Origin of the sequence: Dermabacter sp. Marseille-Q3180 (assembly GCF_940792985.1) — a bacterium.
In the GTDB taxonomy this organism is placed as follows: Bacteria; Actinomycetota; Actinomycetes; order Actinomycetales; family Dermabacteraceae; genus Dermabacter; species Dermabacter vaginalis.
This window is the reverse complement of the sequence record NZ_CALNWU010000004.1, coordinates 34,476-56,452: the sequence shown is the minus strand read 5'-3', so window position 1 is coordinate 56,452 and position 21,977 is coordinate 34,476. Positions and strand designations below refer to the sequence as shown.

Here is a 21,977-nt window from a genome sequence, read left to right as displayed (position 1 = left end):
CGCATGGACCTTTACGACCGCCCCGCCGCGAACGAGCTTCTCGCCTCCCGCAATGACGTGATGACCGTCTACCGGGAGTTCGAGAACTCCGAAGGGCGCCTCTTCCCGCTCAGGTATGTGCGGGCCGGCTATCAGTCGGAGCTTCCCACGATCATGGTGCTTCCCGACGGGCCGGGCGTGGCGAGCGTGTTCCCGTACGAGATTCTGCGGCGGGACATGGTCAAAAAGGGACTCGACGTCATCATGATGGAGCATCGCGGCGTGGGCATGAGCCGCGCGGATGCGCAGGGCAATGACCTTCCCGTTGGTGTGATGAGTGTGGAGAACGTGCTCGACGATGTGCGTGCCGTGCTCGATCACGCGCAAGTGCCGCGCGTGGTGCTGTACGGAACCGGGTACGGTGCCTACATTGCGCAACGATTCGCGCTGCGTCACCCGGAGCGCGTGTTTTCCATGGTGCTCGATTCACCGTTTACGGGCGTGCGCGACGGGCGCGCCCTGCGCGAGCTTATGCGAGATTTGTATTGGCGCGGCACATTCGACGCGACCGAATCGATCGCCCGCGCTGTGCGGATGCTCGTCGAGCAGCGAATCGTGCCCGCCGAAGAAACCGGTGCGGTACTGGCCGCCGTTCACGAATACGGGGGCGTGAACTCCGTTCGGGACCTCGTGGATCTTCTCGTTCAGGGGCGCGGTCAGCTCGCCTGGGCATCGATTCACCAAATCATCGCGGGCCGCGAGTGGTTCAACACCACGCCCTACGTGTACGAAAACGACCTGGCTGGCCGCATTTCCGCGACCGAACTCGGATTCGCCGAGGCCAGCGACGGCAAGCCGCTCGACCCTCTCACCGTCTACGCGCGTCGCGCCGCGCAGTTCCCGCCGTTCACGGGGGAGAGCTTCGACCTGGAAACGGCGCGGCGTTCGATCACGACTCCCACGCTCGTGGTGGGCGGGGCGCGCGATGTCATCGTTCCGCTGTGGCGTTCGCATCTCGCGGCAGCGGAAATTCCCGGTGCGCACGTCGGCTCCGATCCCGCGAACCCGCGCTTGCGGTTCATCTCCGCGCACAACGTGGGCCACGCGCTCATCGACTCGCACATTGAACTTTCGGTTGTCGCGATGCGCTGGGCGGCCGCTGGCGCGATCGATCCGCTCCTCGACCGCGACATCAGCTCCCTTAATCGCAGCGTGCGCAACGAGGCTTACGGCCGGGGCATCCGCACGGCGCTCCTCGCCGAGCAGTACTCGCCACTGAAGCTTTGGTCGGTGCGCTCGCTCGCCGCGGGGCCGCTTGCGTCAGCCGACGCGCGCGGTCCGCGAGGTCTCACTCGCCGCTAGCGCCGCCCTGGCATGCAACCTGCACGTACGCGTTCGCAAACACGAGATCGTAGGGCTTGCGCGCGCTCGTGATGACGGATGCGCCGTTGAGGTGCTCAGGTTTTGCGCTTGCATTCGCGGGCCACTTCTCGTTCGCCCACTCGGCCCAGCCGCCGGGGAACTGCTCCTGCTCGTTTTTGCCATACACGCCCGCGATGCATTCGGGTGCCCGCTTCGTCTCGCCGTGCATCCACTGCACGTCGTTCGTGGGAATGAGCGGCGCCATGAAACGGATATCGGTGGCGACTGTGACCCCTTCAGGCACGTGGGCTTGCGCCTCCCGCGCGGCGTTCGCAAACTCGGAATTCGGGTCGAGGCCGCCGGTCACGACCCACGTGAGGGGCAGCGCTGTCATGAGATACGCGGTCGAGGCGAGTGAGGCGGCAACGCCGAGCCGTTTCGTCCACAACTTCGCGGTGTTCGGGGCGATGGGGCGTTCGCGCAGCTCACCGAGTTGGGTGAGCAGTGTGCCGTTCACGTGCGGCAAGGTCGCAAGGAGCGCCGCGAATGCGATCGCCATGAGGAACGAGTTGTAGTGCCACTGCCAGGTCCAATAGTGCTCCACGGAGCCAAGGAAGCGCCAGGCAAGCGTCGGAAGAAGACCGAGCGCAAGCGGGCTTTTCACCCCCACGAGCCCCATAAACATCACAAACATGAGCACCGTTTGCCACTTCACGAGCGGCGTTAGCACCTGCGTGATCGGGGCGAAATTCTCGGTGTACACGTACGCGCTCGCGGGGCTCAGCGCCGGCAGAATCACCCACGTGGCGAGGCCAAACCACACGAGACCCCACGCGGCAAGCAGCAGCGCGGAGCGGGGTTTCTTTTCCGACGCTAGCTTCGCCACCGACCTGCGGACCTTTTCGGATGAGCTTCCCGCCTTCGGCCCCGGAGTGCACCACATCCACGCCATCGCGAGGCCGAGCATCATGACGGTAAGGCCCAAATCTTCCTTCACGAATACGAGCGCGCCGATCCAGAGGAGTGCAGCTTTGGGGCGGTCCTCAAGGAAGGCCGCAAGACCGAACGACACGAACAGCACCGCGAACGCGTATTCATGGAATTGGACGTTTTGGCTGCCCTGAAGACCGAAGGAGAAGGCGTAGCTGGCGCCCGCGAGCATGCCGAGCCTCGGGCCGAGTTTTGCCATCGCGACGCGCGTGAGCGGGTAGGCGCTCGCTCCGAACATGGCGGCTTGTGCCCACAACAGCATTGCAGGTGACGGCCACAGCCACCACAGGGGCGCGAGGAGTGCGAGAACGGGGTGGAAGTGATCGCCGAGAAGATTGAAGTTGTCGCCCTTGATCGGCACGATAGGGGCGTTGAAGTGGGCGTATTCCTTGACCGCTTCGGCGAAAATGCCGAGGTCCCAGCTGGGGAAGAAGAAGGAGTCCCACTGGAGCATCGAGAGCCACCCATACAGTGTCGTTGCTGCAAGGGCGAGGCCGAGTGGGGCGAGGCGGCGTGGATCGAGAACCGCGTCGAGGAATGTATCGGTGCGGGAACGTTGCTCGGACACGCGTGGAGTTGCGCTTGGGGTGTCCTTTTCGCGTGTACGTGCGTTATCGGTTGTGGTGCTGTTCGCGTTCGAGTTCGCGCTCATGGCATCAGGCTGCGAAGGTGTCACGCGCCCCATTGTGCCAGGCATGCGCTTCGACGGGACCGTTTTCACGATGCGCATGCGGCTAGACCCGGCTCGTGGTGGTCGGTTCTTAGCGTTGGGAGCGCCTCGTTTCTTTTCCGCCCCCTTGCCCCGCTTTTTGCTCTAGTTCAAGCGGCGCTTTTCGCTCTTCGGACAGTCCTCGCGACCGGTTGCGGCGCTATAACGGATTCCTGTCAGGGGCTTTCCCCTTTCCTCAGTGGTGCGACCAGAGGGAGAAGGAACATCTACCCCGGTGCACCCGCTGCGGTGATAACGACCCATCGCCCGCAGCAGGTGGCAATCGTCACGGTTATCCCTCTTTGGCGAGGGCGGAAAGAACAAGGGGGCGCTTCATGGTGGAGCCTTTCAGGGGCAGATGGAGGCAGTGGAGAGAAGCGGTGGATCAGTGGACGGCGGTGGATGCCGGAGTAGGCGCGGTGCGTTCCTCCTTCGACTCGGTCGGAGCCAGGTGAGCCGGATCCAGATCAATGCGACGCAATAGCTGGGCGTTCAGGGCCACCACGATGGTCGAGGCAGACATCAAGATCGCGCCCACGGCCGGGGACAGCACGAATCCGATCGGGGCGAGCACTCCAGCGGCCAGCGGCACGGCGAGGATGTTGTAGCCAGAGGCCCAGATCAGGTTCTGGATCATCTTGCGGTAGCTGGCCTGGGACAGCTCAATCATCGACAGCACTGCCCGCGGGTCATCACTGGCGAGGACCACCCCGGCAGATTCCATGGCCACATCCGTGCCGGCACCGATGGCGATACCGACCTCCGCGCGGGTCAGAGCGGGGGCGTCATTGACACCGTCACCGACCATAGCCACGCTCAAACCCCGGTCCTGCAGCTGAGTGACCTTGGCGTCTTTGTCCTGGGGCAGGACCTCGGCGAAGACCTCATCAATGCCTAAGTCCTGACCGACAGCGTGGGCCACCTGCTGGGCGTCGCCGGTGATCATCGCGACCTTCACCCCGCGGTCCTGCAGGGCTTTCACGGCGGCGCGGGATTCGGGGCGGATCTTGTCCTCGACTGCCACCGCACCGATGATCTGACCGTCGCGGACAATATGGAGCACACCGGCCCCACGCCCGGTCCAGGTGCTGGTGGTATCGGTGAGCTCGGCCGGGGTGGTGAGGTTGAACTCGCGCAGCATGTTCGGCCCGCCCACGAGAATCTCAGTGCCATCGACAGTGGCCCGGACCCCCCGGCCGGAGGCGGCGCTGAAACCAGTTGCACGGATGTGCCGACGGGAGGCCTCGGGATGGGCGGCCGCGGCCGCCACGATCGCGCGGGCCACGGGGTGCTCGCTGTCGGCCTCCGCGGCGGCGGCCAGGGCCAGCAGCTCACCCTCGGTGACGCCGACAGCTGCCGCGACACCGGTGACCGCGTGCGCACCCTCGGTCAGGGTGCCGGTTTTGTCGAAGAGCACCACGTCGATGGTGCGCATCCGTTCGAGCGCCATCCGGTCCTTGATGAGCACCCCGGATTTCGCGGCCCGCTCGCTGGAGATCGCAATGACCAGCGGAATTGCCAGGCCCAGGGCGTGCGGGCAGGCGATGACCAGCACCGTGACCGTGCGCACCACGGCATCGTCCGGGCTGCCGATGATGGTCCACACCACCGCGGTGATTAGAGCGGAGATCAGCGCGAACCAGAACAACAACGCCGCTGCCCGATCCGCCAGGGCCTGGGCCCGGGAGGAGGACTCCTGGGCGTCGGCAACCATGCGTTGGATCCCGGCCAGGGCGGTGTCCCCGCCGGTAGCCTCCACCCGGATGCGGACGGTGTTGTCGGTGGCCACGGTACCGGCGACCACCTTGTCACCGGTGTCGCGGAAGACGGGACGGGATTCGCCGGTGATCATCGCCTCATCGAATTCGGCGGCGCCGTCGACGATGGTTCCGTCGGCCGGCACCCGGGCACCGGCCCTCACCAGCACGACGTCGTCGACGACCAGCTCGGAGATGGCCACGGTGCGGGTGGTCCCGTCGATGACTTTCTCGGCCTCATCCGGCAGCAGGGCAGCCAGCGCGTCAAGTGCGGAGGATGCGGCCCCGAGAGCGCGCATCTCCAGCCAGTGGCCCAGCAGCATGATGGTCACCAGCAGGGCCAGCTCCCACCAGAAGTCCAGCTCAAAACCGCCCAGCCCCAGAGTGGTGATCCAGGAGGCGACAAACGCCACGGTGATGGCCATGGCGATCAAGAGCATCATCCCGGGTTGGCGGGATTTCAGTTCTTTCCATCCGCCCTTGAGGAAAGGCGTTCCGCCGTAGACGAAGATGATCGTGCCCAGCACCGGGGGGATCCAGGTGGATCCGGGGAATGCCGGGAGGTGGTAGCCGAGCAGGTGGGCGACCATGGGGCTGAAAATAACGACGGGAATGGACAGAATCAGCGACCACCAGAAGCGGTCGCGAAACATTGCGGTGCTGTGTCCGGCGTGTTCGCCGTGACCATGAACGTGGTGGTCTTCGTCCATGGCGGAGTGTGGGTGATCGTGGGGCATCGCCTGGCCGTGGGTGTCGGCATCTGCGTGGTGTTCGTGGCTGGCGTGATCCGGGTGGTAGGTGTGGTCTGTTTCCGGAGCGGGGTGATCACCATGGTGATCGCTGGAATGGTGGGGCGTGCTCATGACGTTCCTTCCGCTCAACCCGGTCGGGTCGAGATGATGGGTAAAACTGATCAGGATAAGACGGTGTAGCCGGCCTCCTCGATGGCCCGGCGAACCATCTCCGGAGGTGCGACACCGGTGACCGTGACGGTGGAAACACCACCAGCAGCGAGATTAATCTGGACGTCGTCGACCTGGGGGAGGGCCTGAAGGGCCTGGGTCACGCTTTTCGCGCAGTGCCCGCAGGTCAGGCCGGTGACCTGGTAGCTAGGGGAGGACTCTCCTGCTGACGAGTCGCTGGCGGCAGGGATGGAGGCGGTGTCGGCACGTGAGGCAGGTCCGCAACAGCTGCAGCCGTGGGAGGCCATCGGCAAGAGGCGGGGCGGGGAGGTGATCATGGGAAGGCTCCTTCGGGTCGGTGGGATGCGGCGATGCTGCTCTCGAGCGTATACCCCCCGGGGGTATATTTTCAAGGGGTGGAGGGCACGGCCCTCACGCGAGGCAGGGTGTGGTCACCGCGCAGCCTCCTCACTGTCGAGAGGGGACAGCGGGAGGCGGAGGGCAAACACCGCTCCGCAACCGGGTCCGGGGGAGGTGGCGGTGAGAGTGCCGCCGTGGGCCTCGATCAATGCCTTGGAGATGGTCAGACCGATGCCGGCCCCGCCGTCGTCCCGGCTGCGGGCGGCATCCCCCCGGTAGAAGCGTTCGAAGATGTGTCCGAGCTGGTCAGATGGGATGCCCTCGCCGTCATCGGCGACGTGGATGAGCGCGGTGGACGCCTCCTGTCGGTGGACGCTGATCCGGACCTGCCCGCCGGTCGGGGTGTGCCGTAGCGCGTTCGACAGGAGATTGCTCATCACCTGACCGAAGCGTTGCCGGTCCACGAGCACCCGGGCGGTGTCCGTAATGGTCTCGACCTGTAAATCGACGCCTTTGTCAGCATAAGCTTCTCCCGCGGCAGCAGCGGCGGTATGGAGCAGATCCCCGAGCTCTACCTCCGCCAGGTCCAAATCGATCCGGTGTTCCTGGGCCCGGGAGACATCGTCGATGTCTTCCATCAACCGGGTCAGGCGGGTGAGTTGGTCAGCCATGATCGTGTGGGTGGCATTATTCCAGTCCACGACCCCGTCCTGGAGACCATCGAGGTAGACCGTGAGCACCGATAAGGGGGTGCCCATTTCGTGGGCCAGATCAGAGAGCATCTGGCGGCGGACCTGTTCGGTGTGTTCCAGCCGGTCGGCCATGGTGTTGAAGGCATGCGCCAGGGTGGTGACCTCGGGGCCGCCTGCTTCTCCAACGGGCACGCGGATACGGGAGTTGCCGGCCGTCAGGCTGGTAGCGGCGCGGGTGAGATTCTGCAGGGGGGTGCGCAGGCGACTCGACAACCACTGGCTGGCCAGCAGAGCGCTGATCAAGGCGGTGGGCAGGGCGACGGCCAGGGTGATCAGGTTGGCGTCCCGGTAGGCCTGCTCGGCATGGAGCAGCTCCAGCGAGGGGTCCTCCGTGCCGGTCATCAACATATGATCATGGAACAGGTTCGGGCCCACCATCGAGGCAACGGCCGCGGCCACCAGCAGGCCAATCACCACGACCAACACCTGGGCGGCCAGGAAGCGGAAGGTTAGGCCGGGTCCGTGATTCATGACTGCCCCACCCGGTAGCCCACGCCACGCACGGTGTCGATAAACCCCCGGCCCCGGGTGTCGGTGCCGAGCTTGCGACGCAAGTTGCCGATATGGACATCGACGATGCGTTCATCGCCGACCCACGTGGTGTCCCAGACCTCGGTGACCAGGTCGCGGCGGGTCAGCACCTGGCCGGGGCGCAGGGCCAGGGCAACCAGCAGCTCGAACTCCGTGCGGGTGAGCTCCACGGTTGTCTCCCCCACCCGCACCCGATGGGCGACGGGGTCAAGGATGAGGTCACCAACGATCAAGGGGGTGGTCACCTGCGGTGGGGTGGTGCTGGTGCGCGGGCGGCGCAGCACCGCATGCACCCGGGTCACCAGTTCCCGGATGCTAAAAGGTTTGGTGATGTAGTCATCCGCCCCCAGGGTCAAACCGTTGATCTTGTCGTCCTCGCTGCCACGCGCGGTGAGCATGAGGATGTAGCAGTCCGAGAAGGTGCGGATCCGTCGGCACACCTCCAGGCCGTCGAGTTCGGGCAGCCCCAGATCCAGCACCACAACATCGGGGGAAAAGCGACGGGCCTCGTCCACGGCCTGGGTGCCGGTGTGCGCCTGGCGGGTATCGAAACCGGCCCGGATGAGGTAGGAGGCCACCATCTGAGCCAGGGGTTGTTCATCATCGACGACCAGCACCCGCCTCGGGGGCGTGGCGGTGGTCGGTATGCGGTCAGCCATAGATCCCAGCATCGCTCCGGCCAGGGGGGAATGCCACCCTCGCTCAGTGCCCGGCGGGGAAATCTTCATCAAATCTTCAAACATCACCCTTTGGCCGCCGTCACCCCTGTGCCCCACCCCGGGCCGTCGGAATCGCCTCCCCTGGTCGGTTCAGCAGGCGCCACCAGGGATTTCACTGCCTGCATCGCATACCCGGGGTGGGTAGAAGGACATCGCCCACGGCTGTGGGGTGGTGTCTCGGTGGTGACCCAGCCCACCGAATTCACCCCCTTTTCGCCCTGTTATAAGGCTGTGAGCAGGGTTTTTGATTTCTAGTTCGTCAGGCACCCGTGCAAGATAAAGGTATGGCATCGGCCTTGAGGCGGTGTCTTCTCACGGTCTTACCACGATCCAAGGAGATTGACGTGAAAAAACGAGCAGCGATCGCAACCGTCGCCCTTGCCCTCGCCCTCGCGGGGTGTTCGGCCGCCGACCCGGAACCCACCGCCGACGGGACGGTGTCCCAGGATGCATTCCTGGCTACCCATGGCCTGGCCGCCATGGACGGGGTGGAGATCATTGATCACCTCGACCGGCAGAAGGTCAATGAGCGTCCCACGGATCTGATCGCCTCAGTGCGTGCCGATGAACTGCTGCTCTCGAGCGATGACCAGGAAGTCGTGGTCGATCTTCCCGACAATCAGACGTATGTCTCGATCGCACCCTATCTGACCTCCACCCACGACTGCTTCTACCACAGCCTCACGACCTGCCAGGGGGAACTCGCCAATGAGGATATCCAGGTCAAGATCACCGATGAGGCGACCGGTGAGGTGCTGGTGGACGAGGCGACAACCACCTTCGACAACGGGTTTATTGGCTTCTGGCTTCCCGATGATGTCACCGGCCTGATTGAGGTCAGTCACCAGGGGCATACCGGCACCACGGAGTTTTCCACCACCGACGACGGTGCCACCTGTGTCACAGACCTGCGCCTGACGTGATGGCGCAGTTCGCGATCGGCCAGCAGTTCGTCGACGCCGCCGAGGGCGGCACGGTGGGTCAGGGGGTGTCCCCCGAGTAGTGGACACCCCCTGGTGCGTCATGAGCGCATCCGGCTCCGACGCTACCCAGGCAACCGTCGGACCATGCACGTGCACGTATGTGCGCAACCGAAGGTGAAGAAAACCGCAAAGGCACCACCGAATCAGGCTGGATAACGTGGTTGTCTATACCTTGAGGGTGGGGGAGAAGGGCAAGAGCGGGCGCACACGGCCAGCAGTGCCTATTGTGGGAAATATGATCGACCTGCTCGTGAGCTCCCCCCTTCTGACACTCGTTGTCACGATGGCGCTTGGCACCCTCGTGGGTGCGATTCCCTTCGGTCCCCTCCGCTTCGGTCCAGCCGGTGCGCTCTTTGTGGGGCTCGCGATCGGCGCTCTCGACCCGCGTCTCGGCAGCGGCCTCGACCTTGTCGAATCACTTGGTCTTGCGCTGTTCGTGTACACGATCGGTATCGCCTCGGGCGCTTCCTTCTTCCGGCAAATGCGCGCGCAGGGTTCCCTCCTCGTGGGCGGCATTCTTCTCCTCGGGGTTCAGGCCGCGCTTTCGCTCCTCACCGGTTACCTCTTCGGGTTTGGTAGCCCCATGGCCGCCGGCATGTTCGCGGGCTCGGGTGCAGCGACGCCCGCGCTCAGCAGCGCCAACCAGATCGTGCCTGGCGACACCAACCCGTCCGTGGGCTTCGCGATCGCCTACCCGCTCGCTGTCATTCTCGGCATGCTGCTCATCCCTACGATCGTGCGCTCGAAGATGAGCGGCAAGAACGACCCTTCGTCCATTTCGGCAACGGACCTTCTCGACATCACCGTTGATGTTGAGAACACGATGAAGATCAGCATGATTCCCGGGATCGCCTCCGTTCCCGGGAAGGCTGGTGGCGACCTGCGCGTCTCTTACCTGCAAAGGGGCGAGGAAATCCGCGTCGCGCATCCTTCGGAAACCCTGCACGAGGGCGACCGCGTGCTCATGGTGGGCGTGCCCGATGCCGTTCATAAGGCCGCCGCCCTTCTCGGCCGTGAAAGCGAAACGCACCTCGCGAATGACCGCACGAAGGTGAACTTTCGCCGCTTCGTGGTCTCGAATCCGCAGCTTGCGGGCCGTACCGTTGCGGACCTGCACATTCCCACGCGCTTCGAATCGATCATCACGCGTGTGCGCCGCGGCGACACCGATATGCTCGCTCACGCCGAAATGACGCTCCAACTTGGTGACCGCGTGCGCGTGGTGATGCCTCAGGATCGCCGCAAGGAGCTCACGGAGTTCTTCGGCGACTCCGAAATGCGCATTACCGAGGTTGATTTCTTGAGCCTCGGCCTCGGCGTCGCGATCGGCATCATCGTAGGCTTCGTGTCCCTTTCGGTGGGTGGGGCGAGCCTCGCTCTCGGAAGCGCCGCGGGCCCCCTTGTGGTGGGCCTCGTACTCGGATATATGGGCCGCACCGGTCCAATTGTGTGGACCCTCCCCACTAATGCGAACCTCACCATCAGGCAATTTGGCCTCTTTATGTTCCTGACCACCGTCGGACTGAAAAGCGGCCAAGCCTTCGCCGGAACTGCCTTCTCCGTGACGGGCCTGCTCGTGGGTATCGCGACCCTGCTCACCCTTGGAATTGCCCTACTTGCGCTGTGGGGAGTCGGAGCCGCGCTCGGACTCAGCGCGGCACGCACCGCGGGTGCCGTCGCGGGATTCGTGGGCCAGCCCGTACTGCTCAATCACGTGAAAACCTTCGTTGACGATGAGCGAACCGACCCCGGCTATTCGGCGATGTTTGCGGCGGGAATGATCGCGAAGATCCTTTTCGCACAGGCCATCGTGCTGCTCTAGGGGAGGGAGAACGGAGAAAGCGCCCCGCCCATGGGTCGTCCAGTCCAGGCGCGTAGGTTCACCTCATGCTTCCTTTTCTCGAGTTCATGAACGCGCACAAAAAGATCATGGTGACGCCCGAAGAGGCGCTCGCCGGCCGTGATGACTACCCCTTTCCGCTTTCGCATGAGCATCTCGTGCTCGGCACGGACATGCTCGGCGAGGGCGCGCCGGAGGGCTCGCACGAATTGATCCTTGCGGGCGGCTGCTTCTGGGGCATCGAGCGCCTCATGTGGCAAATTCCCGGCGTGTGGACCACGGCGGCGGTGTATGCGGGAGGCTACACACCCCACCCCACGTATGAGGAAGTGTGCTCGGCGAAGACGGGCCACGCCGAAGCCGTGAAGGTCATCTACGAGGATGAGGCAGCGCTCGCGCGCGTTCTCACCGAGTTCTGGCAGCAGCACGATCCCACGACGGAGAATCAGCAGGGCAATGACATTGGCACGCAGTACCGAAGCGCGATCTTTTGGACTGATCCCGCTCAAGAGCGAATCGTGCGTGCGTCCCTCGAGACATATCAGGAGGCTCTCACGGCGGCCGGCCGCGGCAGCATCACCACGGTGGTGGCGCCGCTGAGTGAGGCTGGGGCGGGCAAGTACTACTACGCAGAGCCTGAGCATCAGCAGTACCTCGCGAAGAACCCGGGTGGCTACTGCAATCACGGCTTCAACGGCGTCGCGTGTTCCCTTGAAGGCGCACTCTAAGAGGAGTAGGCGTCCCGGGCGCGCCGCAGCGCTTCGCGTTCGGTGATGCCCAATTTTTGGGCGAGGGCCTGCACGTCTCGAAATTCAGGTCCGACGGTTGCCACGGAACCGTCGGAACGCATAGCGATCTTGAAGGCCACCTCCACGCCCTCAACCTCGATCTTTTCGAACCGCCTGGTGAGGATTCGCCTGTGGAGAGGCGCGTAGCGCACACCGAGCGAGCCAGTGAGATCGAGGAGCCGATCGGCGAGGCGGATTTCCTCGCCCAATCGTGCGAGGGCGTGAACGGTCACGGCGGGGCGGCCGTGCTTCATGATGATCGGGGTGAGCCAGCAGTCGAGTGCGCCGGCCTCGAGCATCGCGTCGATGATGCCGGGCCACAGGCGCGGATCGGCGTCGTCAACATTCGTCTCGAGTTGGATGACCTGCTCGGGAGTGTCGTGGGCGTCATGCATGGGGGTAGCGCTCCCCGAGGAAGATGCGCACAACATTCGGTCGACCGGGTGTGTCTTTCGTGCCCGCCCCAATACCAACCGCTCGCGTCACCATTCCCGGCATGGGGCCGTAGCTTTCCGCGAGGCCGCGCATGAGGGCAACGCCCGTGGGGGTGGCGAGTTCACCAATGCCTGGGGCGACGCCTGCCGGGGGAAGGGCCGCGGCGTGCGGGCCGCCCGCGGCGTGCGCGGGAAGCGGCGGCTCGTGCTGGTGGTCGTGGGAATGGTCGTGGGAATGGTCGTGGCCGTGCGAATGCTCGTGCGAATGCTCATGCGCATGGTCGTCGCCGTGCGGTCGTGGGGGCAGCAGGTCGCCGGCAACCGTCGGCCATCCTTCCGCCAAATATGCCGTTGCCGGAACCGGCACCGGAATATCCCCGTGAGCGGCACGAATACGACCCGAGCCGACCGCGATCGTGCTGCCCGTGGCTGAAGCGATCCCGAGCTGACGCCACGCCTCGCACGCGCCGATCACGTCGGCGATCGAATCGAGCGCACCCACCTCGTGGAAATGGACATCCTCGGGGTCGATGCCGTGGGCGCGGCCCTCAGCGTGGGCGAGCAGAGCGAAAACGCGTAAACCGAGGTCAATCGTGCGTTCGGGGATCGCCCCTCGCGCACCCTCGAGCATGTCGCGGATCGAGGTCCACGTACGGTGGGGCGGGTTCTCCACGCGCATCTCGACGTCGACCTTGACGCTCCGCTGCCCGCAGCGGTCCACGACACGAGAGGAGAGTTTCACGGCGTCAGGGATGAGCGAATCGATCACGGACTGAACGGCATCGAGGTCGGCACCCGCATCCACGAGGGCCCCGAGAAGCATGTCGCCCGCGATACCCGCAGTTGCGTCGATCCACGCGATCGTAGGAGAGGGGGCGCTATTGCTGAAGTGCTCACTGTGTCCCATGGCAACCGATTGTAATCCGCGCGATAATGGGCACCATGAGCGAACGAGTAAGTCACGTGAAGCCCATTCCCGCCTCGCTAGTGAGCGCCGCCGCTCGCATTGGTGGCCCCAACGACACCCTCACCGACGAGCAGATCGCGAATTTTGTGGGGGAACAGCTCGCGAACACCGACCTCGACGGCAAGCGCGTGTGCGTGATTATTCCCGACGGCACCCGGTCAGTACCGCTCCCGCGCGTGATGCCCGCCGTTCACGACGCGCTCAAGGATCGCGCCTCCCACGTGACAGTGCTCATCGCGCTTGGCACGCACGCCGCGATGAGCGACGAGCACATCGAGCGGATGCTCGGCACGGGCCCCGGCAAACTCCGCGAGACTTACCCGGCTTTCGAGATCCGCAACCACGAATGGGACAACGAGGCGGAGATCGCGGACCTCGGTGAGATCAGTGCCGAGACCATCGCCGAGCTCACGGGCGGTCTTCTCGATGATGTGCCCATGCGCGTGCACATCAACCGCCATGTGGTTGAGGCCGACGTGAACCTTATCGTCGGGCCAGTATTCCCCCATGAGGTGGTGGGCTTTTCGGGTGGCAACAAGTACTTCTTCCCCGGCTGCTCCGTGCACGACGTCATCGACATCTCCCACTGGGTGGGGGCGCTCATCACGGCGAGCCGCATCATCGGGGCGCTCGGCATCACGCCCGTACGCGAGCTGATCGATGCGGCGAGCGCGCGCATCGAGACCGAAAAGTACTGCCTCGCGATGGTCGTGCGCTCCGCGAGCAGCGACCTGCACGCGATGAGCTTCGGTAGCCCTGAGAGTGCATGGGCGGCGTGCGCGCAAATCTCGGCCCACACGCACATTCGCTACGTCGAAAAACCGTACAAGCGGATCGTCGCGATCATGCCGGAGATGTACGAAGACATTTGGACGGGCGCGAAGGGCTTTTACAAGCTCGAGCCCGTGTGTGCCGACGGTGGCCAGGTCATCATCTACGCCCCGCACATCACGGAGGTCGCCGCCATGCATTCAGGTCTTCGCGACATCGGCTATCACAACATCGAGTACTTCACGAAGCAGTGGGACCGCTTCAAGAACCACCCGTGGGGCGAGCTCGCCCACTCCACCCACGTCACGGGCCTCGGCACGTACGATCCCGAGACCGGCGAAGAACACAACCGCGTGCGCCGCGCGTTCGCCACGCAGATCTCGCCGGAGGTGTGCGCGGAATACAACGTCGAGTACGTGGATCCCGCCTCGCTTGACCTCGAGGCCCTGCGGAACGATCCCGATACGCTTGTCGTCGACCACGCGGGTGAGGTTTTGCACCGCCTCGAGAGCGAACGGCAGCCGCTGTGAGCGCACCGCTCACAACCGTGCCTCAGCTGACCGGAGACCTCGCCGCGCGCGCGGATGCCGCCATGCGCGAGCTCACCGAACACGAGCGCGTGGGAATCGCTTACTCGGGTGGGGTGGACTCGGCGACCCTCGCGGCGCTCGCGGTGCGGGCGCTCGGCGCCGAGCGCGTCGTAGCCCTCCTCGGGGTGTCGCCCTCGCTTGCGCGGCGCGAACGGCAAACCGCCCACGAGGTCGCGAAAGCGATCGGCGTGCCCGTTCACGAGATCGAGACCCACGAAGGCGAGCGCCCCGAATACATCGCGAACGGCGTGGACCGCTGCTTCTTCTGCAAGGACGAGCTTTTCACGCGCATCGAGGACGAGGTGCTTGACGAACTTGACCTCGATGCCGTGGCCTACGGTGAGAATGCCGACGATGCGAAGCGCCCCGATCGCCCCGGTGCGGGCGCCGCGACGAACCACGCGGTGCTCCGCCCCCTCGCGAGCGCGGGCCTCACGAAGAGCGATGTGCGCGAGGTTGCGCGAGCCCTCGGCGTTCCCGTTGCTGATAAACCGGCCGCGCCGTGCCTCGCCTCACGTATCCCGCATGGCGAGGAGGTCACGCCCGAGAAGCTTCGCCAGGTCGAAGATCTCGAGGATGCCGTGTTTGACCTGGGCTTTAGCGACTGCCGCGTGCGCCACCACGGCCGCATCGCGCGCATCGAAGTACCTCAGGACGAGCTTCCGCGCGCCGTCGAGCCGGAAATCCGCGCGGCGCTCGTGAACGCCGGAAGGAAGGCAGGGTTCCGCAACGTCACCCTCGACCTCGCCGGCCTCCAATCGGGGGCGTTCACGCTCAGCATCATGAACGCGAAGGGAACGTTGTGAGCGCGCACAAGGGGCCCGACGCCTCCCTCGCCACCATCGCCGACCTCGACTTTGATCGTGCCGCAAGGCGGGGCGCCCCCGAGGCGATCCTGTGCGACGCGAAAAGCGTGGAGCAGCTTGTGCGAATCGCCCGCGCGATCCGCGAACGCGCGGAGACCGACGGTGGCGAGCCCGCGCTGCCCACACTCTTTACCCGCCTCGACACCGAAAAAGCCGCCGCTATCGGAGAGGAGCTGCCGGGCTTCTTCCATGAGGAAGAAGCATCGCTCGGGGCGTGGCCAGCGTCGGAACCGGATCCCACGGGCGGGCTCGTGACCGTGGCGTGTGCCGGCACGAGCGACCTGCCCGTCGCGCGCGAGGCAGAACTGACAGCGCGCTACCTGGGCCGCCCCACCCGACTCATCCCCGATATTGGGATCGCGGGACTGCACCGGCTGCTCGAGCGCCTGCCCGAGCTGCGGAAATCCGCGTGCATCGTTGCCGTCGCGGGCATGGACGGTGCGCTCCCCACGGTGATTGCCGGGCAGGTACCGTGCCCCGTTGTCGCGCTGCCCACGTCGGTTGGCTACGGCGTCGCAGCCGGGGGAGTGAGTGCGGCCCTCACAATGCTCTCGGCGTGCGCGCCAGGCATCGGCGTGGTCAATATCGACAACGGATACGGCGCGGGGCACCTCGCCGCGCAAATTGCACGGTGGGCGCCCCGAGAAACCGAGTAGAAATCGTCGTTGGAACTTTACGAGAGCACGCCGAACACGCCGGGCAGGAACATCGTGATCTGCGGAATGAACATCACGAGCAAAAGCCCGATCATGAGTGCAATCAGGAATGGCACGAGTGCGCGAATCACGGGCTCCACGCGTACTTCGCCCACCTTCGCGCCCACGAACAGCACGTTTCCCACGGGCGGCGTAATCGTGCCGATGCACAGGTTAAACGTGATCATGAGACCGAAGTGAACCGGATCCACACCGAGCTGCTCCGCGATGGGAAGGAAGATCGGCGTGAAGATCAAAATCGCGGGAGTGGGGTCCATGAAGGTCCCCACCACGAGAAGAACCGCCATCATGATGAGAAGAATGAGAATCTTCGAATCGGCGAGCGACAAGAGTGCGTGGGCAACCGTTTCCGGGATCGTCGCGTAGCTGAGGGCCCAACCAAGAGCTGAGGACACCGAGACAAGGAGCATGACTACGGCGGTCGTGCGCGCCGAGGCCGCGAGGATACCGGGCATGTCTTTGAGGTGTAGCTCGCGGTATACGAGACCAAGGATGAAGCAATACGCGACAGCAATCACGGCTGATTCCGTTGCCGTAAACATCCCCGCGAGAAGACCGCCCACGACGATGACGATCATGAGGATTGCCGGTACGGCCTTCACAAGCGTCATCGCGGCTACCGAGAGAGGGATGCGCTCGGTGGTGCCGCGAAGCTCGGTGCGCCTGCGCGCCGCGAGCAGGATGACTGCTATACACGCGAGCACCCACACGAGGCCAGGCCCGTAGCCCGCGACGAATAGTGCGGCAACGGACGTTGAGGACACGAGCGAGTACACGATGAGCGTGTTCGATGGCGGGATCAGCATGCCCGACGGCGCCGAGGCCACATTGACGGCCGCAGCGAACGCAGGGTCGTAGCCCTCGCGACGCTGACGCGGGTTCATCGTTGTGCCAACGGCTGCTGCCGAGGCGACTGCAGCGCCCGACACCGAACCGAAAAGTGCGTTCGCCACGACATTCGTGTGCGCGAGTGAACCCGGGAGGCGTCCCACGAGCACTTTCGCCGCGTCAATGAGGCGCGTCGCGATGCCACCACTGTTCATGAGGTTGCCCGCGAGCACGAAGAAGGGAATCGCGAGAAGCGTGAAGGAGCTCGACCCCGTGAATATTCGCTGGGCCGCGACGAACACCGCGGAATCCGCGTCAAGAACGGCGATGAGCGCGATGACCGAGGGCAGGCCAATCGCGACAGCGATCGGAGCACCAATGAGAATGAGTAGAGCAATGCCGATGACAAGAATGGAACCGGCGAGCATTGCGGGATCCACGGCCTACACCTCCGTCGAGTCTGTCATGTCACCGGTCGTTCGGTGAGGTAAATGAGGGCCAGCATCCGCGCTCTGGCGAGGAATGGCGGGGGCGGGGATAGCGTCGGAAGCTTGAGGCTCGAGGGAAGTGAGAACGCCGTACCTCGCCGCCTCGATCAGGTCCAAGGCTGCCACTACGAGCACGATCGCGCCGCACACGGGAAGCGCAAGGTACATGTGGCCGATCGTGAGGGACAGGCCCGGGATCGATTGGCCCCACGTGAGCGCAACACCGCGGATGCCGCCCCACACGAGACCGAGACCTGCGAACAGCGCGACGGCGAGCTCAACGAGGATCGCGAGAATCTTCTGCACCGCTGGGGGCGCGAGACGCGACACGATATCGACGGCGACGTGGCCACGCTCCGCGAACACGAACGCCATTGAGAACAGCGTGAGCCACACGAGCATGTACTGTGCGACGGTCGTGGACCAGGTTGAGGGCTGGCTGAGGACCTGGCGTGCGAACACCTGCCACAACACGACGAGAACGAGAACAGCGAAAATTACGACGCTGACCCATTTGAGGGTCTCGATGATGCCGCGACGAAGTGAGGACACCTGCGCGGTGACCTGCGTAGAGACGGATGCGGTACTCACTTTGAATCTCCCTTCGCCGATTCGTGTTCGCGGACTTTCGTGTAAAGCTCCTCGTCTTCGGGAGTCGTGAGGAACTGCTCGGCGACCGCGTCGATGGCTGGGCCGAATACCGACGGGTCAATCTCGTGAATCGTCGAGCCGGCCTCCTTCATCGCGTCGATCGCCTTATCGGTCTCCGATTTCCACAACTCAACGAAGTAGTCCTGCGCCTTCGTAAAACAGTCGTGGAACGCTTCGCGATCGTTCGCGCTCATTTTCTTGAGCGTGTTCTCACCCGCGACGACGTAGTCGAGGCCGACGAGGTGGTTCGTGAGAGTGAAATGCTTCGCGACCTCGTAGTGCCGCTGCGTCACGTAGCTAATCTCGTTGTTCTCCGCGCCATCGAGTACGCCAGCCTGAAGAGCGGTGTACACCTCGCCGTAGGCCATAGGCGTGGGAGAGGCACTCATCGCGCGCATGAGTGAAATGAACACATCCGACTCCTGCACGCGGATCTTCTTCCCCGCGAGATCGTCGGGTGAAGACACGGGTGCCTTCGTGTACATGTGCCGTGAGCCCTGCGTCAACCCGCCGATAACCCTCAGGTTCTTCGATTCGACGAGTGACTCGAAAAGCTCACCCACAATTGACTCGTCCTTGAGCACCGCTGCCTGGTGGTCGCTATCGGTGAAGACACCCGGAAGGTTCAGAGGGCGGAAGCGCAGTGAGAGGTTCTCCATTTGTGGACTCGAAATGACTGCCATGTCGACGGCGCCATCCGCGACGAGCTGGATTACTTCCTGCTGCGCACCGAGACTTTCATTTGGGTACACGCGCGCGCCCCAACGGCCGTTCGTGGCCTCTCTGAGAAGCTCACCAAATTTCGCGAGTGCGATGTAGCTCGGGTGTGTTTCCGTTTGGTTGAGGGACACGGACAAGACGTGATCGGTGCTCACGCTGCCCTCCGCCCCTCCACACGCCGCGAGAACGGTGGCCGCGCCGGTTGCCGTGGCAAGGCCGAGAACGGACCGTCGCGATAGGACGCGGGAAGGGAAGCGGTGACGCCCATCCACCCCTGCAAAAGGGTGCACTGGTGCCATGACGATCAATCTCCTTTGATTTCACACGCTGCCGACTGGCCGGCAGCTTACAAAAGCCCCATCGCGCCCGGCAGCCACAGGGACAGCGTGGGCACGAACGTGACGACGAGCAGCATGAGGAACAACGCCGCGAGGTACGGCAGGAGCCTCGGGATGACCTTCTCGATCGTCGTGCCCGCAAGGCTCGTACCGATGAAGAGCACGGAGCCAACGGGCGGGGTCATCGTGCCGATGCACATGTTGAACACGAGCACCACGCCGAAGTGGACCGGGTCCATGCCGATGCCCTCCGCGATGGGGAGGAAGATCGGCGTGAAGATGAGGATCGCGGGCGTGATGTCCATGAACGTCCCGACCACAATGAGCACGACGTTGATGAGCAGGAGAATCACGATCGGGTTATCGGAAACGCCGAGGAGAAGATCGCTGATCGCCTGCGGCATGCCCGTGTAAGCCATGACCCAGCTCATTGCGGAGCTCGCCGCGATAAGCAGGAGGATCACGCCGGTCGTCGCGATCGTGCGGCCCATGATGGCCTTGACGTCGCTCCACGTGAGGCTGCGGTAGAGGAGTGCGAGGATGAGGCAGTACGCGACGGCGATGCCCGCGCCCTCGGTCGCGGTGAAGATACCCGCAACGATGCCGCCCACGACGACGATGATGAGCAGGAGCGCCGGGATCGCGTCGAGGATCGTCTTGCCGGCCTGCGAGAGGCTCACGGCGCCCGAGGTTGGGTACTTCTTGCGGATCGCGTGCACGAGCGCGACCGCGATCACGGTGAGGCCCATGAGAATGCCGGGAACCGCGCCCGCCATGAACAGCGCCGCGATCGACGTGCCGCCCGCGATCATCGAGTACACGATGAACGCCGTGGTCGGCGGAATGAGGAGACCCGAGGGGGCCGAAGCAATGTTCGCTGCTGCGGTGAAGGCCGGGTCGTAGCCGCGCTCGCGCTGCTGCTTACTCATGGTGCCGCCAATCGCCGCCGCCGCGGCAACCGCCGAGCCGGAGAGCGCACCAAAGAGCATGTTGCCCACGATGTTCGTGTGCACGAGCGAGCCGGGCACGCGGCCCGTGACAAGTTCCGCGAGCGCAATCAGGCGCTTCGCGATGCCGCCGTTGTTCATGATGTTGCCCGCGAGAATAAACAGGGGGATCGCGAGCAGGGTGAAGGATTCGAGGCCCGTGTTCATCTTCTGCATGACGACGAAGATGGCCTGATCGGGCGGGAGGATCATGAGGATGCTCGCGAAAGCGGCAACGGAAATGCCGATCGCGATCGGCACGCCAACGGCGAGCAGAACGAAGAAGGTGCCAAACAGGAGCAGGGTGACCGTCATGGTGCTCATGCGCGGGCCTCCTTAGTTTCGATGGTCTCGGTGGGGATGTCGGCGGCGGCTTCGGCCACGAGGGTCTCGTCATCGGCGCCGAAGTCGGTATCGGGGAGGGTGTTTCCCGTGAAGTCCTCCCACAGGTTGATGATCTGGGCGAGCACCATGAAAATGCCGCCGACGGGGGCCGCGCCATAGGAGAGGCCACGGGGGATCTGGAGGATCGCGGATGGCGCATCGAGGGAGACGAGCGTGAGCTGCGTGCCGCCCCACACGATCACGATTGCCGCGAAGGCGAGAGCGAGCGCGTCGACGAGGATCATGACGATGCGCTTGCCACTTGCGCCGAGGCGGTCGCGGAAGAACACGAGGGCCATGTGCTTGCGGTTGACGAATGCGTAGGCGCCGCACAGGAAGCACGCCCACATGAGCGAAACGGTGACGAGTTCCTCGGTCCAGTCAGCGGGATCGGAGAGAACGTAGCGCGTGAACACCTGGATGATCACGAGGAGCGCCATCGCGGCAAGCAGGATGCCCGCAATAACGAACAGGCACACGGTGATGCCCTTTTTGAGCTTGAGCATGGTGTCGTACATGGCCTTACGCCCCCTTGCGTGCGTTGTCGATGGCGTCGAGCACGGTGCTGACGCCGTCGTAGTGGTCAACGAACTCGGGAACGATCCCCGAGGTGAGTTCGCGGAACGGCTCGCGGTCCACGTCTTTCACGAACGTGACGCCCATGGCTTCCGCATCCGTGATGGACTGGGTGATCGCCTCACTCCAGATGGCTTTGTGTTGCTCGGTGGAAGCGACCGCCGCTTCGGTGAGCACGGTGTGGTAATCCTCTTCGAGCAGTTTCCACGTCGCCTCGCTGAAAGAGAGGACGTCGGGGATCATCGTGTGCTCGGTGTACGTGAATACCTTGGCGACCTCGCCGTGGGCGGAGTCGGTGAGGGCGGTCTCGTTCGATTCGGCGCCGTCCACGAGGCCGGTTTGGAGGCCCGTGTAGATTTCGCCGAACGGGAGGATGAGCGGCGTGCCACCGAGCTTGCTAATGAGCTCCGTTTGCGAGCGGAAGTTCTGCACGCGAATCTTGAAGCCGCGCAGGTCGTCGGGCGTTTCAATCGCCGTATCGACCGTGTAGAACGAGCGTGCGCCCGACGTGTAGTAGGTGAGGGTGCGGAAGCCGTCTTCGGTGCTCGAATCGAAGAAGGAGCGCATGTCGCCCGAATCCATCGCGCGATAGTAGTGCTCTTCGTCGTCGAACAGGAACGGCAAGCCGAAGGCGTTGTAGCCCGAGGAGTACGGGGCGATCGACGGCGCCGCACAGCGCACGATGTCCACGACACCGCGGCTCAGCTGCTCGATCGACTCGGTCTCGCTGCCGAGAACGCCGTTGCCGAAAACCTCGATGCTGATCTCGCCGTTTGAACGGCTCTCGACCTCGTCCACAAAAATCTGGAGGGCCTTCGAGGTGGGGTGCTTGTCGCCCAGCGTGTGGGCCATGCGCAGTTTGACCTTGCCGTCCTTCGTGAACTTGCCGGACGAGCATCCGGCAAACGCAGCGGCGGACAGCGCGGCGGCCCCGAGGCCGAGCGCCGATCGTCGTGTGACGCGACGAGTCATGTTGCCTCCTTGCAACGG

The 21,977-nt window shown here is 64.3% G+C and carries 21 protein-coding genes; 8 read left to right on the top strand and 13 right to left on the bottom strand.

Features of this window, described 5'->3' with window-relative positions:
- The first annotated feature begins 3 nt into the window (after window positions 1–3).
- Window positions 4–1,341, top strand: coding sequence for an alpha/beta fold hydrolase (locus tag NBW56_RS09415; protein WP_250258979.1), 1,338 nt, complete (start codon window positions 4–6; stop codon window positions 1,339–1,341).
- Here NBW56_RS09415 and NBW56_RS09410 read toward each other — a convergent pair.
- Together NBW56_RS09410 and NBW56_RS09405 are read right to left on the bottom strand one after the other, a co-directional pair.
- Window positions 1,328–3,007, bottom strand: a complete 1,680-nt coding sequence (locus NBW56_RS09410) for a DUF2079 domain-containing protein (protein WP_250258978.1) — start codon at window positions 3,005–3,007, stop codon at window positions 1,328–1,330. The genes NBW56_RS09415 and NBW56_RS09410 overlap by 14 nt on opposite strands.
- Window positions 3,008–3,425: 418 nt before the next feature.
- On the bottom strand, window positions 3,426–5,450 hold the full coding sequence (locus NBW56_RS09405) for a copper-translocating P-type ATPase (protein WP_250258977.1): 2,025 nt from the start codon (window positions 5,448–5,450) through the stop codon (window positions 3,426–3,428).
- A 9-nt stretch (window positions 5,451–5,459) separates the two neighbouring features.
- On the opposite strand from NBW56_RS09405, the gene NBW56_RS09400 reads away from it, so the two are divergent.
- Complete coding sequence (locus NBW56_RS09400) at window positions 5,460–5,729, top strand: hypothetical protein (protein WP_250258975.1); 270 nt, start codon at window positions 5,460–5,462, stop codon at window positions 5,727–5,729.
- On the opposite strand, the gene NBW56_RS09395 is transcribed toward NBW56_RS09400, so the two are convergent.
- From NBW56_RS09395 to copR, 3 genes are all read right to left on the bottom strand, one after another.
- The gene (locus NBW56_RS09395) at window positions 5,711–6,037 is read right to left on the bottom strand and encodes a heavy-metal-associated domain-containing protein (RefSeq protein ID WP_250258973.1); all 327 of its coding nucleotides are present in this window, start codon (window positions 6,035–6,037) and stop codon (window positions 5,711–5,713) included. The two genes, NBW56_RS09400 and NBW56_RS09395, sit on opposite strands and share 19 nt — an antisense overlap.
- 114 nt (window positions 6,038–6,151) lie before the next feature.
- On the bottom strand, window positions 6,152–7,282 hold the full coding sequence (gene copS, locus NBW56_RS09390; protein ID WP_250258971.1) for a two-component system sensor histidine kinase CopS: 1,131 nt from the start codon (window positions 7,280–7,282) through the stop codon (window positions 6,152–6,154).
- Window positions 7,279–8,001 carry a two-component system response regulator CopR gene (gene copR, locus NBW56_RS09385; protein WP_250258969.1) on the bottom strand — a complete coding sequence of 241 codons (723 nt, stop codon included), beginning with the start codon at window positions 7,999–8,001 and terminating at the stop codon, window positions 7,279–7,281. Before copR ends, copS begins: the two co-directional genes overlap by 4 nt.
- 404 nt (window positions 8,002–8,405) lie before the next feature.
- Here copR and NBW56_RS09380 point away from each other — a divergent pair, with 404 nt between their 5' ends.
- From NBW56_RS09380 to msrA, 3 genes are all read left to right on the top strand, one after another.
- Window positions 8,406–8,984: a CueP family metal-binding protein gene (locus NBW56_RS09380; protein ID WP_250258968.1), complete on the top strand. Its 579-nt coding sequence runs from the start codon at window positions 8,406–8,408 to the stop codon at window positions 8,982–8,984.
- A gap of 310 nt (window positions 8,985–9,294) precedes the next feature.
- Window positions 9,295–10,866, top strand: a complete 1,572-nt coding sequence (locus NBW56_RS09375; RefSeq protein WP_250258966.1) for an aspartate:alanine exchanger family transporter — start codon at window positions 9,295–9,297, stop codon at window positions 10,864–10,866.
- Window positions 10,867–10,931: 65 nt separating this feature from the next.
- Entirely contained in the window at window positions 10,932–11,612 is a 681-nt protein-coding gene (gene msrA, locus NBW56_RS09370) for a peptide-methionine (S)-S-oxide reductase MsrA (protein WP_250258965.1), read from the top strand.
- On the opposite strand, the gene larC2 is transcribed toward msrA, so the two are convergent.
- Window positions 11,609–12,067 (bottom strand): nickel pincer cofactor biosynthesis protein LarC2, encoded by a 459-nt coding sequence (gene larC2 / locus NBW56_RS10160; RefSeq protein WP_284346110.1) that lies wholly within the window; start codon window positions 12,065–12,067, stop codon window positions 11,609–11,611. The two genes, msrA and larC2, sit on opposite strands and share 4 nt — an antisense overlap.
- Window positions 12,060–13,013: a nickel pincer cofactor biosynthesis protein LarC gene (gene larC, locus NBW56_RS10155; protein WP_284346109.1), complete on the bottom strand. Its 954-nt coding sequence runs from the start codon at window positions 13,011–13,013 to the stop codon at window positions 12,060–12,062. Before larC ends, larC2 begins: the two co-directional genes overlap by 8 nt.
- A 26-nt stretch (window positions 13,014–13,039) precedes the next feature.
- Between larC and NBW56_RS09360 the strand changes: the two genes are divergently transcribed.
- From NBW56_RS09360 to larB, 3 genes are read left to right on the top strand one after another with little or no spacing between them, the layout of a single operon-like run.
- Window positions 13,040–14,374 (top strand): lactate racemase domain-containing protein, encoded by a 1,335-nt coding sequence (locus NBW56_RS09360; RefSeq protein WP_502799334.1) that lies wholly within the window; start codon window positions 13,040–13,042, stop codon window positions 14,372–14,374.
- Window positions 14,371–15,240 (top strand): ATP-dependent sacrificial sulfur transferase LarE, encoded by an 870-nt coding sequence (gene larE / locus NBW56_RS09355; protein WP_250258963.1) that lies wholly within the window; start codon window positions 14,371–14,373, stop codon window positions 15,238–15,240. Before NBW56_RS09360 ends, larE begins: the two co-directional genes overlap by 4 nt.
- Window positions 15,237–15,956, top strand: coding sequence for a nickel pincer cofactor biosynthesis protein LarB (gene larB, locus NBW56_RS09350; protein WP_250258962.1), 720 nt, complete (start codon window positions 15,237–15,239; stop codon window positions 15,954–15,956). Before larE ends, larB begins: the two co-directional genes overlap by 4 nt.
- Before the next feature lie 17 nt (window positions 15,957–15,973).
- Here the strand turns inward: larB and NBW56_RS09345 are convergent, their stop codons facing one another.
- Genes NBW56_RS09345 through NBW56_RS09320 form a run of 6 tightly spaced genes read right to left on the bottom strand, consistent with a single transcriptional unit; the run spans window position 15,974 to window position 21,959 of the window.
- Window positions 15,974–17,284, bottom strand: a complete 1,311-nt coding sequence (locus tag NBW56_RS09345; protein ID WP_250258961.1) for a TRAP transporter large permease — start codon at window positions 17,282–17,284, stop codon at window positions 15,974–15,976.
- A gap of 3 nt (window positions 17,285–17,287) precedes the next feature.
- Window positions 17,288–17,923 carry a TRAP transporter small permease gene (locus tag NBW56_RS09340; protein ID WP_250258960.1) on the bottom strand — a complete coding sequence of 212 codons (636 nt, stop codon included), beginning with the start codon at window positions 17,921–17,923 and terminating at the stop codon, window positions 17,288–17,290.
- Window positions 17,920–19,002, bottom strand: a complete 1,083-nt coding sequence (gene dctP, locus NBW56_RS09335; protein WP_250258959.1) for a TRAP transporter substrate-binding protein DctP — start codon at window positions 19,000–19,002, stop codon at window positions 17,920–17,922. The genes NBW56_RS09340 and dctP overlap by 4 nt, the downstream gene beginning before the upstream one ends.
- A gap of 47 nt (window positions 19,003–19,049) precedes the next feature.
- Window positions 19,050–20,351 (bottom strand): TRAP transporter large permease, encoded by a 1,302-nt coding sequence (locus NBW56_RS09330; RefSeq protein ID WP_250258957.1) that lies wholly within the window; start codon window positions 20,349–20,351, stop codon window positions 19,050–19,052.
- Window positions 20,348–20,929 carry a TRAP transporter small permease gene (locus NBW56_RS09325; protein WP_250258955.1) on the bottom strand — a complete coding sequence of 194 codons (582 nt, stop codon included), beginning with the start codon at window positions 20,927–20,929 and terminating at the stop codon, window positions 20,348–20,350. The genes NBW56_RS09330 and NBW56_RS09325 overlap by 4 nt, the downstream gene beginning before the upstream one ends.
- A 4-nt stretch (window positions 20,930–20,933) precedes the next feature.
- Window positions 20,934–21,959: a TRAP transporter substrate-binding protein gene (locus tag NBW56_RS09320; protein ID WP_250258953.1), complete on the bottom strand. Its 1,026-nt coding sequence runs from the start codon at window positions 21,957–21,959 to the stop codon at window positions 20,934–20,936.
- Between the last annotated feature and the right edge of the window lie 18 nt (window positions 21,960–21,977).